The organism is Deinococcus grandis (genome assembly GCF_001485435.1).
Taxonomy (GTDB): Bacteria; Deinococcota; Deinococci; order Deinococcales; family Deinococcaceae; genus Deinococcus; species Deinococcus grandis.
Map to the genome: position 1 here is coordinate 968625 of NZ_BCMS01000001.1, position 12447 is coordinate 981071.

At 68.3% G+C, this 12447-nt stretch carries 12 protein-coding genes and 1 tRNA gene; 4 read left to right on the top strand and 9 right to left on the bottom strand.

Annotated elements, in window-relative coordinates; genetic code table 11:
- Window positions 1–69: 69 nt before the first annotated feature.
- From DEIGR_RS04875 to DEIGR_RS04890, 4 genes are all read right to left on the bottom strand, one after another.
- Complete coding sequence (locus DEIGR_RS04875) at window positions 70–1521, bottom strand: superoxide dismutase family protein (RefSeq protein ID WP_058975766.1); 1452 nt, start codon at window positions 1519–1521, stop codon at window positions 70–72.
- Between the two features lies 1 nt (window position 1522).
- Window positions 1523–2761 carry a PQQ-dependent sugar dehydrogenase gene (locus tag DEIGR_RS04880; RefSeq protein WP_058975767.1) on the bottom strand — a complete coding sequence of 413 codons (1239 nt, stop codon included), beginning with the start codon at window positions 2759–2761 and terminating at the stop codon, window positions 1523–1525.
- 86 nt (window positions 2762–2847) lie between these two features.
- A complete protein-coding gene (locus tag DEIGR_RS04885; protein ID WP_058975768.1) occupies window positions 2848–3726 on the bottom strand; it encodes an alpha/beta fold hydrolase in 879 nt (292 codons plus the stop codon).
- Window positions 3727–3925: 199 nt separating this feature from the next.
- On the bottom strand, window positions 3926–4816 hold the full coding sequence (locus tag DEIGR_RS04890; RefSeq protein WP_058975770.1) for a 1,4-dihydroxy-6-naphthoate synthase: 891 nt from the start codon (window positions 4814–4816) through the stop codon (window positions 3926–3928).
- Between the two features lie 96 nt (window positions 4817–4912).
- Between DEIGR_RS04890 and DEIGR_RS04895 the strand changes: the two genes are divergently transcribed.
- Window positions 4913–5464 carry a DUF6174 domain-containing protein gene (locus tag DEIGR_RS04895; RefSeq protein WP_058975773.1) on the top strand — a complete coding sequence of 184 codons (552 nt, stop codon included), beginning with the start codon at window positions 4913–4915 and terminating at the stop codon, window positions 5462–5464.
- 256 nt (window positions 5465–5720) lie between these two features.
- On the opposite strand, the gene ribF is transcribed toward DEIGR_RS04895, so the two are convergent.
- Window positions 5721–6617: a riboflavin biosynthesis protein RibF gene (ribF, locus tag DEIGR_RS04900; protein ID WP_058975774.1), complete on the bottom strand. Its 897-nt coding sequence runs from the start codon at window positions 6615–6617 to the stop codon at window positions 5721–5723.
- A complete protein-coding gene (locus tag DEIGR_RS04905) occupies window positions 6614–7141 on the bottom strand; it encodes an NUDIX domain-containing protein (RefSeq protein ID WP_058975775.1) in 528 nt (175 codons plus the stop codon). The genes ribF and DEIGR_RS04905 overlap by 4 nt, the downstream gene beginning before the upstream one ends.
- A 58-nt stretch (window positions 7142–7199) precedes the next feature.
- On the opposite strand from DEIGR_RS04905, the gene dgt reads away from it, so the two are divergent.
- The 3 genes from dgt to DEIGR_RS20310 all read left to right on the top strand — a co-directional run bounded on the left by dgt (window position 7200) and on the right by DEIGR_RS20310 (window position 9651).
- Window positions 7200–8330, top strand: coding sequence for a dGTP triphosphohydrolase (gene dgt / locus DEIGR_RS04910; RefSeq protein ID WP_058975777.1), 1131 nt, complete (start codon window positions 7200–7202; stop codon window positions 8328–8330).
- 95 nt (window positions 8331–8425) lie between these two features.
- Window positions 8426–8502 (top strand) — tRNA-Ile (locus tag DEIGR_RS04915).
- Window positions 8503–8751: 249 nt separating this feature from the next.
- On the top strand, window positions 8752–9651 hold the full coding sequence (locus tag DEIGR_RS20310) for a hypothetical protein (protein ID WP_153013635.1): 900 nt from the start codon (window positions 8752–8754) through the stop codon (window positions 9649–9651).
- A gap of 15 nt (window positions 9652–9666) precedes the next feature.
- Here the strand turns inward: DEIGR_RS20310 and DEIGR_RS04925 are convergent, their stop codons facing one another.
- From DEIGR_RS04925 to lipB, 3 genes are all read right to left on the bottom strand, one after another.
- A complete protein-coding gene (locus DEIGR_RS04925; RefSeq protein WP_058975782.1) occupies window positions 9667–10518 on the bottom strand; it encodes a CBS domain-containing protein in 852 nt (283 codons plus the stop codon).
- A gap of 111 nt (window positions 10519–10629) precedes the next feature.
- Complete coding sequence (lipA, locus tag DEIGR_RS04930; protein WP_058975784.1) at window positions 10630–11616, bottom strand: lipoyl synthase; 987 nt, start codon at window positions 11614–11616, stop codon at window positions 10630–10632.
- Window positions 11617–11620: 4 nt separating this feature from the next.
- Entirely contained in the window at window positions 11621–12340 is a 720-nt protein-coding gene (gene lipB / locus DEIGR_RS04935) for a lipoyl(octanoyl) transferase LipB (protein ID WP_058975786.1), read from the bottom strand.
- Window positions 12341–12447 lie beyond the last annotated feature (107 nt).

Sequence of the window (12447 nt, forward strand, 5' to 3'; positions counted from 1 at the left end):
TTCCTCACCTGCAGGGGCGCGGGCACGGCTGGGGTGTGTCCCAGCCGTGCCCAGCGCGTTGAACCGGGTTCAGAATTTCTTGAACCGTGTCAGTTTGAAGGGCGTCTCGGGCGTGCCGCCCTGCAACTTGTCGAGCTGGCCCTGCGCGACGATCAGGTCCCCACCGACCGCGGCGAGGGTCGTGGGAAACCGCAGTCCCATCAGCGGTTCCTCGGCCACGACCTGCCCCGCCGTCCAGTCGGCGTTCAGGGTGACCTTCGTGATCACCTGCTCGGCGTTGCGCACCACGTACAGCGTCCGGCCGTCCAGCAGCAGGCCGTCCCCGCGGGTCAGGCCGCCCATGACGCGCCGCATGGCCTTCGTACGCAGGTCGATTCGCCACAGGTCACCCGTGTTCAGCTGCACCGCCAGCAGCGCCCGCCCGTCCGGGGTGGGCACGATCCCATTCAGGTTGATGCCCGGCGCGTACCGGATGGGCGTGCCGCTCAGGTCGAGCCACGCGCTCAGCTTCAGATCCGGCGTGACCCGGAAAATCACGGGGCGGCTGGAATCCGTGACATACACGTTCCCGTCCGGGGCGGGCGTCAGGTCATTGACGTACGCGTTCGGGGACTTCGGGGTGTTCAGGATCGCGACCGGGAAACCATCGGGGCGCAGGACACTGACCGTGCCGCTCGCGCCGCCCGCCGCCCACACGCGGCCCTGCGCGTCCACCTTCAGGCCCAGCGCAGACGCCCGGCCGTGCCCGCCCCCCTCGGCGAAGGTCGACACGGCCCCGCTGGCGAGGTTCACGGCGTAGATCGTGCCGCTAGCTGCGCTGCCCGTGTAGGCCACGCCCCGCGCTGCATCGACCGCCACACCTTCCGGGAAGGTCTGGGAGCCGGGCAGCGGGTAGTCACGGACACTGAAATTGTCCCGCGTGATCACGCCGCAGCGTTCCCGCGCGCCCGTCAGGCCCGCCGGGTCACTGCGGTAGTCGTCCGGCTGAGCGTGAATCACCAGCGAGCGGTTCAGGACACCGGTCATGCCGGTCAGACTGACCTTGGTGGTCACCACTGTCATGCGCCCGGTGCCGTCCGCACCGACCGTCAGCATGGGCAGATCCCCGCCGTGCCCGGCGTGGTTGTCCGCCTGCGGATCGTCGTGATTGCGGCTCATGCCAGGATCGAAGTGCCCGCCCGCCCCGCCGAACGCCACGACCGTGTTCGTCGCGGCGTCCACGCCGGGCGTGCAGCGCCCGTACTCATGGACGTGCATGCCGTGCTGGCCGGGCTTCAGGCCAGTCACATTCACCGTGATCCGCACGCCTGCCCCCTGCTGCTCGAGGGTAGCGGTGCCCAGCACCTGCCCGGCCGTGTCGCGCAGGGCCGCCGTGGCTTTCAGCGGTGTGGAGGCCGGGGCGGGCACCGGCTGGGTGGCCCCGCCCGCCAGTCCGGTTCCGGTCAGGGCCGCGCTGCCCAGCAGGGCCGCCGTGATCAGGGTGCGTTGGCCGGCATTCAGTCTGCCCGAGGTGAGTCGCATCTCAGTTCCCTCCCGTGTACAGCACGCGGTAGAGGACGCCGCTCTGGTCGTCCGTGAACAGCAGGCTGCCGTCGGTGTACGTGGCGACGCCCGCCACCCGGCCGAACTGCTTCCAGACTTCGCCGTCCTGGAAGACGAACCCGGTCACGAACGGCTCGATCCGCTCGGGGGTGTTCTGCGTGCCGAACACCACGCGGGCAATCTCGTAGCCGCTGGGCTCGGTGCGGTTCCACGAGCCGCGGTACGCGATGAACGCGTCGTTGCGGTACTCGGCCGGGAACTGCGTACCGGTGTAGTAGGTCATGGCGATGGCCGCCGCGTGCGCCGTGTAGTTCAGGACGCTGCCCTGCGTGCCCGCGCAGTACTCGGCTTTCGTGATCTTCCCGGGGATGTTGCCCACGTTCACGTACGGGTCGGGCTGCTTGTCGCCGTAGCAGAAGGGCCAGCCGTAGTTCTTCCCGCGCTGAATGACATTGATCTCCTCGGGGGGGATGTTGTCGCCGTGCCAGTCGCTGCCCTGATCCGCGCCGTACAGCACGCCACTGACCGGGTGCCAGCCGAAGCCGATGGTGTGCCGCAGCCCACGCGCGAAGATCTCGCGGGTCTTCCCGTCCGGGCTGATGCGCAGCATGGTGGCCTCCTCGGGGTTGGGTGTGGGCGCGTCATTGTTCGTCGAGCCGAAGCTGGCGTACAGGTAGCCGTCCGGGCCCCATTTCAGGCTGCGGGCGGGGTGCTGTCCGGCGTCCGGGAAGCCGTCGGCGAACACGCGCGGCACGCTCAGTCCGCCGTCACGGGCGATGTCCATCACCCAGATGGTCTTCTCGCCCACCACGTACAGTTTGCCGTCCCTGACATCCAGGCCGTGCGCCAGCTTCATGTTCTGCGCCACCTGCCGCCGCTCGGTCGCGCGGATCAGACCGTCCCGGTTGGTGTCCTTCAGGTACCACACGTCCCCCTGCGCGCGGCGCGACAGGTAGATGCCGCCGTCGGGCATGACGTGCAGCATGCGGGCGTTCCCCAGCCCGGTCGCCATGACCTTCAGCGTGAACCCGGCCGGCACCTTCAGGCGAGCGAGCTTGTCCGCCGTGAACTCCAGCGGCGTGGGTTCGTTGCGGGTGGCGGTGACGGTCACGGGCGGCTCGCCGGGCGCGATGGGTCGGGGGGTGGGTGGGGCCGTCTGTGCCAGGGCGCCAGCACTCAGCAGCGCGGCGAGGCCCAGCAGGTGAGTCAGGGTCTTCATGGGTGACCTCCGGAGGGTGAGGGTGGGGAGAGACGGCGCGCCCGGTCTCGTGAGAGGGCGTGCCGCAGAGAAGAGCGGGGTCAGGCTCAGCGCAGGCTGAGGGCGAAGTCGTTCATGGCGCGCGCCGCGGCGCTGGCCTTCTCGAAGGTCGCGGCGTGCCCCGCGCCGGGAATCAGCACCAGTCGGCTGCCCGGGGTGTTCATCTGCATCTTCATGGCGACCTCGGGCGGCGTCAGGTTGTCCTCCGCGCCGAACAGGTACAGGGTGGGCACCCGGATGGTCGGCAGGATGGGATTCGCGTCCGGGCGGTTGGCCAGGGCCGTCGCGCCGCCCACCGCGCCGTTCAGGCTGGCCTGCTTCACCAGGCTGCCCAGGTGCATGACCTGATTGGGCATCGTCATGCGGCTCTGGCCGGTCAGCATGCGCGGCATCAGGATGTCCACGAGGCTCGCCACGCCCTTCTCCTGCGCCTGCTGCCCGGTGCCCAGCCAGTTGACCTTCTCGGCCACGCCGCTGGGATCGGCGGTCGTGTCGATGAAGATCAGGCCCCTGAAGCGCTCGGGGGCCATCTTGTACATCTGGAACAGCGTCATGCCGCCCATGCTCATGCCGCCCGCCACCACTTGGTTCAGTTTCAGGGCGTCCATGACGCCCAGCACGGTGCTGGCGTAGTTCTCGATGCTGGCGTCCGCGTTCGGGGCGCGGCTCAGGCCGAAGCCGGGCAGGTCCACGGTGATCACGCGGAAGTTCCGGGCGAGCAGCGCGCGGTTGTTCTTGAACAGCTCGCCGCTCAGCGGGTACCCGTGGATCAGCAGCAGCGGCTGGCCACTGCCGGTCGCCTTGTAGAACACGGTCGAGCCGTTCACGGTCACGGTGCCGCGGTCGGGTACGGTCTGCCCCTGGGCACCCCCGGCGAGAGCAGCGGTGGCGAGGAAGGCAGTCAGGGTGGTCAGGGTACGTTTCATGGGGAAACCTCGTCGTGTGGCCGGGCCGTCCCCGGCCGCGCCGTGAGCGCACCTGTCAGGAACCGGCCGGCTTCGGTCGAACGACCCCACCATCCCAGACCCTGACCGCCCCCAAACGGGGGCCGTCCCACCTTGTGAAGCTCCCTTCAGGTTCGTCCCAAAGTCAGATCAGGAAGCCCCTCATGAGCCCGCGCCCCCGTCACTCCACAAACAGCGGCCACTCGCTGGGGCGGGTCGCCCCGACCTCCACCGCGCGGCGGTGCAGTTCCCGCACGGCCCGCTCACCCTCCTCGCCGACGTCCAGGCTGAAGGAGTTCACGTACAGGTCGATGTGCGCCTGCATCACCTCGTCCGACATCTCCAGCGCATGCTCGCGGATGTACGCGCGGGCCGCGTCCGGATGCGCGTACGCGTACTCCAGACTGGCCCGCACTGCCGCGTTCAGGCCGCGCTGCACGTCGTGCGGCAGGTCGCGGCGCACCAGGATCGCGCCCAGCGGCAGCGGCAGACCCGTCTCCTGTTCCCACCACGCGCCCAGATCCAGCAGTCGGCTCAGGCCGTACTCGTGGAAGGTGAAGCGCGACTCGTGGATGATCAGCCCCGCGTCAATGGGTTGCCCCGCGTGCTCGCCGCGCTGCACGGCAGGCATCACCTCGTCGTAGCGCATCCGCACCACGTTCACGGCCGGGAACACCAGCCGCAGCAGCAGTTCCGCCGTAGTCAGCGCCCCCGGCGACGCCACCGTGCGGCCGTTCAGATCCTGCACGTCCCCGCGCGTCACGACCAGCGGGCCCACGCCCCGTCCCAGCGCCCCGCCCGCGCGCAGCGCCACGTAGTCCTCCAGCACCTCGAAGTAAGCGCGGTAACTGATCTTCGTCATCGGCAGCCGCCCCGCCACCGCCCACTCGTTCAGGGTCTGCACGTCTTCGAGCACCTCCCGCACCGGCAGCGGCCCCTGCACCAGCCCCGCGTGCAGCGCGTGAAAGATGAACGTGTCGTTCGGGCAGAACGAGTACCCCAGGTTCAGCACCGCAGGCAGCTCGGCGGAGGACTCGGGGGACGAAACAGGGGAGAGGGCGTCCGTGCTCATGCCGCCCAGGGTACGCCCCACCCGCCCCGGCGCACCGCAACCCTCACCACCCCCACCTCTCAGCCGCCCGTCAGCTTCGGCCCGTACGCTGCCCCCATGACCCCCAGCGTCCGCCGCACCGTCCCCCGCGTCCTCCTGACCGGCCTGCTGGCCGCCGTGACCGGCGCGGCCCTCGCGGGTGGCGGCAGCGGCCCCCGGACCGGCGCGCCCACCACCGCCCCGTTCGGCTGCCGCGCCGGGTACGTCCGCCCCGACTTCCGCGCCCTGAACGCCCAGCTGACCCAGGCCCGCGCCCTGTGGGCCAGCCAGCGCCCCGCGAACTACACCTACGACGTGAACCAGATCGCCGCGCCCGTCCTGTTCCCCGGCACCCGCGTCACCATCCGCGGCGGCCGCGTGACCGGCGCGACCCTGGCCCCCGGACAGGAAGGCACTGTGAACCCCGCCCTGTCCGCCCGCACCATGGACGCCCGCTTCGACGAGATGGCCGCCACCCTGAACGCCCAGGCGAAAGCCCCCTGCCCCATCGTCCGGCAGACCTTCGACCCCACCTACGGCTACCCCACCCGCTTCGCGTCCGGCCTCGGCGACGAGGGCATCATGGACGGCTTCGGCGAGTGGAACATCAGCAACTTCACGGTGAACTGATAAGGACTCCGGTTGAAAGGTTTGCAAAAACTTTCAACCCGAGCGGATGCGACTCGTAGAGCTGCGCGGCAGAGCAGGAGAAAAACGGGTTCCGGACGTGGAGTGGGCAGATCGGTGGTGTTCCGATCTGTTCACGCAACAAACGGAATCCGTATGAGGGACCCCTCGGGCGGCTGAACCCCTCAGCTGGCTGCGCCGACAGCTCCCCTCGACTTGCGAAGCTCCGCAGGAGAGGGGAGCCTGGACAGCAGCACGTTTACCGGACGTCTTTCAGAGCGTCGCGGGCCGCCTGTGCGTCGCGGGCAATCTGGGCTTTCAGTTCGTCCAGGCCGCTGAATTTCTGCTCGCCGCGCAGGTGCGTGAAGAACTTGATCTGCAACTCCTGCCCGTACAGGTCGCCGCTGTAGTCGAACAGGTGGACCTCGAAGCGGCGGTCCTGACCGTTCACGGTCGGGCGGAAGCCGACGTTCGCCATGCCGTGCCAGCGCCCATGATCCCCGACGGCGACGACGGCGAATACGCCCAGCGGCAGCGCCTTGCCGTCCGGCACGCTGATGTTCGCGGTGGGCCAGCCGATGGTGCGCCCCAGCTGATCGCCCTGCACGACCACGCCCTGCGCGTCGTAGTGGCGGCCCAGCAGGCGGCGCGCGCCGTCCACGTCGCCGCTCTTGAGGTACTCGCGCACGCGGGTGCTCTTGATGTCCTCGCCGCTCAGGCCGTGAATCGGCACCACGACGACCTCCGGCGCGACCTCGCGCAGGTCTGCGGCGCTCCCGGCGCGGCCCCGCCCGAAGTGGAAGTCCTCGCCGACGACGATCGCGCGGGGGCGCAGCAGGCGCAGGTCATCCAGGAACGCCTCCTTCGGGCGGGACGCGAACTCCGGCGTGAACGACGCCGCGATGGTCTCGTCCACACCGTAGCGGGCCAGCAGGTCCAGTTTCTCCGGGAGGGTGGACAGGAACTCCACGCCCTGCGTCAGGACCCGCGTGGGCGGATCGAAGGTGTACACCACGCTGGGCACCCGGTGCTCGCGCGCCTTGGCCTTCAGCTGCGCGATCAGCGCCTGATGCCCCAGGTGCACCCCGTCGAACGACCCCACCGCGACCACCGTGGCGGTATCCGGGCGCTGGCCGGGCGACACGTACGTCTTCACGCGCCCCCCGGGCGGCCCGCGAGCAGGATCACGGCGTGCATGGCGGCCGCCACCGTGGACGCGCTGCCCACCAGCGACCCGTCCCGCAGCCCCGCCAGCACCTGCGCGGGCGGCAACCACAGCACCTCGATCCCCTCCTCGTCCTCGTCGTGCGGCAGCCTGCTCTCGCGGAGGTTCGTCGCCTCGAACACGTGCAGGAACTCGTCGCAGAAGCCCGGGCTGGCGTAGAAGCGCGTGATCAGCGTCACGTCGCCGTCCAGACCCGCCTCCTCCTGCAACTCGCGCCGCGCCGCCTGCTCGGGCGTCTCGCCGGGATCGATCAGCCCGGCCGGGGCCTCCACCGTGAACGCGCCCACCGCGCGCCGTTCCTGGCGGACCAGCAGCATCTCCCCGCGCGTGTTCAGGGCCAGCACCGCCACTGCGTCCGCGTGCCGCACCACCTCCCACTTGCCGCCTAAGAGTTCCAGGCGCACGATCCGCCCGTCATACACCACCCTCGTCTCACCCGTCGTCTCGCCGGTCATCTTCCGGCAACTGTAATGCACCCGCCCCCACACCCCCACGCGGTCATAGACTGCGCCCATGTTCACCCGCCCGGATCTGGAAGCGCGCGAGGCCGCCACGCTGGCCCCCTACGCCACCCTCAGCCGCGACCACGGCGGACGCGAACACGCAGAAGACGAAAGCGAGACCCGCACCGCCTTCCAGAAGGACCGCGACCGGGTGCTGCACACCACCGCCTTCCGCCGCCTGGAAGCCAAGACGCAGGTGTTCCTCTCGGCCGCCGGGGACCACTACCGCACCCGCCTGACCCACACCCTGGAAGTGCAGCAGGTCGCCCGCAGCGTCGCCCTGAGCCTCGGCCTGAACGAGACGCTCTCCGAGACCATCGCCCTCGCCCACGACCTCGGGCACCCCCCGTTCGGGCACGCCGGGGAACGCGTCCTGAACCAGCTCCTGGAAGGCGAGGGCGGCTTCAACCACAACCTCCAGGCGCGGCGCATCGTCACGCTGCTCGAACACCCCAAGGGCGAGTACCCGGGCCTGAACCTCACCCACGACACCCTGGACGGCCTGAACAAACACCACCGCGCGGGCCTGGGTCAACCCAGCCTGGAAGCGCAGCTCGTGGACGCCGCCGACGCCCTCGCTTACACCGCGCACGACCTCGACGACGGCCTGCGCAGCGGCCTCATCACCCCCCACCAGCTGACCGACCTGCCCCTGTGGGCCGAACTCACCCGCCGCGCCGGACTGCACGGGCACGACCTCAGCGAACAGGGCCGCCGCACCCTGCACCGCCACCTGCTCGGCTGGCTGATCCGCGACCTCACCCACGCCAGCCACGCCAGCATCACCGCCAGCGGCGTCACCACCCCCGCCGACGTCCGCGCGCAGCCCACCCGCCTCATCACCTACAGCCCCGACATGCGCGACCTGCTGCGCGACACCGGCACCTTCCTGCGCGAACACCTCTACCGCCACTGGCGCGTCGAGATGCAGGTCGAACAGGCCACCCAGGTCCTCCAGAGCCTGTACCACGCCCTGATGAACCGCCCCAGCATGCTCCCGCCCACCTACCGCGCCCTCGCCGCCAGCGAAGGCCAGCCGCGCGCCACCTGCGACTACCTCAGCGGCATGACCGACCGCTACGCGCTGGACACGCACGCTGGCATCACCCCCGGCGGCACCCCCGCCCTCTGGCCCCGCTGACCCACCCCGACCACAACAGGTGTTGACAGAGTGAAGACCCCCTGATACATTTATGCCCGCCTGCCCGAGAGGACAGCGCGAAGAACAACCGGTGCGCGGGTGTAGCTCAGCTGGTTAGAGCGCACGCCTGATAAGCGTGAGGTCCCCAGTTCAAGTCTGGGCATCCGCACCAAGAACAGAAACCCCGTCAGTGACGGGGTTTCCTCGTCTGTTATTGCGGGTTTTTGCTGCTTGAGCCGATTTTGACCCTACTTCTGAAATCAGTTTCCCGGAATTCAGGGTGCGTCAAGGCAAAAGTGCATCGTTCCAGATGAAGGTATTCTGGTGCGCTGTCAGGCTGATGAATTCCCCCAGTGAGTAAAGTTAGTTCCAGTGGTTATATTCGCTTGCGCGAGATTGCTCGTGGGAGTGTCATGTGGGCATGAATCGGAACGTGATCTGGGTCATTCTGGGTACGGCGTTAGTTATCGTGCTGGGCTTCAGTGGGTACTACTTTGCAGTCGCCGTTCCAGCAAGAGAACAGGCAAATCTGACGCTTCAACAGCAGAAGCTTGCCGCTCAGGTAGCAGCTCAGAAGGCTAAAGCTGCAGCTGAGCAAGCGGAGTTGCAGGCCAAGCAGAAGGAGTTGGAAATCGCGCAGCAAAAGGTTCAAGCTGAGCAGGATGCGAGGAATAAGCGCAGCGTTTACCTCGCAGCGTGTCAAGTCAAAGCTGAGAATGTTTACTGGAACTACATCAAGCTCAACGGTGAGCCCGTCGCCGGGCAACCAGGCGTGTACAACGCCCCGCAGTACACTTGGGATGAAGCGAAATCGCAAAAGCAAGACAAGCTCGACGAGTGCTTCCGCCTTGTGGATTCCGGTGTAAATCCAGATGACCTCGCTGGAACAGTTATACCCACCACTGTCCCGGACGCCAGTGAGATCTCCGCCCCCAGTGTTGGATCTGGGGAAGCCACGTCCGAGATTCAGGAATTCGTTCGACAGTACCTGTCTTCGGGTGAAAGTAGTGACGTGAATGAAGCTATTACCCTCTATGCCGCTGAAGTGAGTTACTTCGATCAGGGTGTTAAGCCTCGAAATTACGTCTACAAGGACAAAGTCGGATACTTTAAGCGTTGGCCTATGCGTTCTTATACTCTCGACTCGGAGGTAAGTACCATCTACGATACCGGCTCGACTCGGCAAGTCCGGTTCGACTACAAATACCGAGTTGAGAAGAGCGACAAGATCCTAGAAGGCCGCGCATACACAGTTTTGGACCTAGAACGTGGTGAGAACGGCCAGTACGTGATTACCGGCGAGCGTGGCAAGGTGTACTGAGCTATTTTCCTTTCCCTATGTGCTCACGATCTCGCCCAGCACCGTGCGGATCACGTCACTGATCGTCACGACGCCCAGCAGGTCCCCGTCCTCCGTGATGACTGGCAGGCCGTGCACGTCCAGGTCCAGCATGCGGGTCAGCGCGTCGCGCATGGGAACGCTCTCGGTGACGTACCCGGTGGGGGGGCGCATCAGGTCGGCGGCCGTGAGGCCACTCAGGAAGAACTGATCGGCCAGGACGGTGGGCCCGTGCGTGGCCCCGGCGCGGTCCACGGCGGCCGTGAGGTCCTTCTCGTGCAGCACGCCGCGCAGCTGGCTGCCCTGCACGACGGGCAGGACGTGCAGGCGCGTGACCTTCAGCGTGGCGGCGGCCTCACTGGCGGGCGTGCCGGGCGTGACGGTCACGACGCCCCTGGTCATGTGCTGCTCGACCGCACCCCAGTGCAGCCGCGCGGCGCGGCCCTCGGCGCGCAGGACGTCCGTCAGGGTCAGCATGCCGCGCAGGTCGCCGTTCTCGTCCACGACGGGCAGGCCGCCCACGCGCCGGTCCAGCATCAGGCGCAGCGCCGCCGTCAGGGCCGCGTCGGGCGTGACGGTCAGCACCGGGCGGCGCATGATGTCCCGCGCCCGCACGCGCCCCACGCGGTCCGTGAACGCCCACGGCGTCAGGCCCTCGCTCAGGGTGGGCAGCGCGCGGCGCACCTCGCCGTCCGTGACGATCCCGACCACGCGGCCGTCCTGCACGACCGGCAGGCGCTTGACGCGCAGTTCCTGCATGGTGACCACGGCGTCCGTCAGGGTGCTGTGGGGCGAGAGCGTGACCGCGCGGGCGTGCATGGCGTCCTTCACGAGCAGGGGGGTAGTCATGGTGAAACCTCCTGCCCACAGGGTCGGCGCCGCCCGTTACGGGGGCATTACGGGATACGGGTTCAGCCCGCCGGGGCGCTTGGGCGCGTCCGGCGGGCTGAGGTCTGGGGCTCAGAGGAGGCTGAGTTCGCTGCCCTCGCCGAGGTGCGCGAGGTGTTCGGGCAGGGTGCCGGGGCGGTCCATGACGATCTGCTCGGCCTTGTAGGAGCTGCGGACGAGGGGGCCGCTGACGACTTCCAGGAAGCCGAGGCTCATGGCTTCCTCGCGGATCTCGTCGAATTCGGCGGGGGAGACGTAGCGCTGCACGGGCAGGTGGTGCATGGTGGGGCGCAGGTACTGCCCGAAGGTGAGGACGTCCACGCCGGCGGCGCGGCAGTCGCGCATGGTTTCGCGGAGTTCCTCGCGGGTTTCGCCCAGGCCGAGCATGATGCTGGTCTTGGTGATGACGTCGGGGCGGGCCTGCTTGGCGTGCGCGAGGACTTTCAGGGTCTGGTCGTAGTCGGCGCGGATGTCGCGGACGGGGTGGGTGAGGCGGCGGACCGTTTCGAGGTTCTGCGCGTAGGTGTCCACGCCGCTGTCGAGCACCAGGTCGACGCAGTGGGTGTTCCCGCCGAAGTCGGGGGTGAGGGCCTCGACGCGCGTTTCGGGGTTGAGTTTCTTGATGGCCTGGACGGTCTTGGCGAAGTGGTACGCGCCGCCGTCCGGCAGGTCGTCGCGGTCCACGCTGGTCAGCACGACGTACTTCAGGCCCATGAGCTGGACGCTCTCGGCGACGCCCTGGGGTTCGTCGAGGTCGAGTTTGCCCATGGGGTTGCCGGTGTCCACGGCGCAGAAGCGGCAGGCGCGGGTGCAGATGTGGCCCATGAGCATGAAGGTGGCGGTGCCGCGGCTCCAGCACTCGCCGATGTTGGGGCACATGGCTTCCTCGCACACGGTGTGCAGGCGGTGTTCCTTGACGATCTTGCGGACTTCCGTGAAGACCTGCCCGGTGGGGATGGTGACTTTCAGCCACTCGGGTTTCTTGTCGCGGACCGGGACGCTGTCCTTGCGGTAGATGCCGTTCTTGATGAACTTGGGTTCCTTGGTCTCTTGGGTCATGGGTTCAGCTCCCGGCTGCCGTGGGGGTGGGCAGCGTCCAGTCGTACTGGGCGAAGGTGGTGTGGAAGGCGCGCGTCAGGGCGTCTTTGGCCTCTGTCATGCTGGCCGCTGTGTTCAGGCCGCGCAGGTCGTACTCGCGCTGCACGCTGGTCATGTGCGTCTGCGTCAGGCCGCACGGGACGATCAGGTCGAAGTGCTGCAGGTTCGCGTTCACGTTCAGGGCTAGGCCGTGCAGGGCGACGTTGCGCTGCACGGCGACGCCGAACGACGCGATCTTCTGATCGTACGTCAGGCCGTTCACGTCCCGCGCGGTGACGTACACACCCGCGTAGCCGGGGTTGGGGCGGGCGTCCTCCAGGCCCAGGTCGTGCAGGGCGCGGATCGTCGCCTGTTCGAGCAGGCGCAGGAAGTCCGCGACCCGGCGGCCGACGGGGAAGATGGCGTACGCGACGAGCTGGCCGGGGCCGTGGTACGTGACGTCCCCGCCGCGTTCGACCTCCAGCACCTCGATGCCCTGCGTGTGCAGGTAGTCGCGGGTGACGATGATGTTGGTGCCCTCGCGCGCCTTGCGGCCCAGCGTGAGGACGGGCGGGTGTTCCACGAGCAGGAGGGTGGGCGGGGCGTCCCCGGCGGCCACCTGCGCGTGCAGGGTTTTCTGGAGGTCCCAGGCGTCCCGGTACGGCGTCACGCCGAGATCCCGGACGGCGAAGGGGGAGGCGGTCATGCGGCGATTGTACGTCCGCGCCGGGGCCTTTTAACGTGCCCTGGGCGGGAGTCTGCGCCGTATTGACCACGCCGCGTGGTGAATGCCGCGCCCCGCGCTGGTCGAGC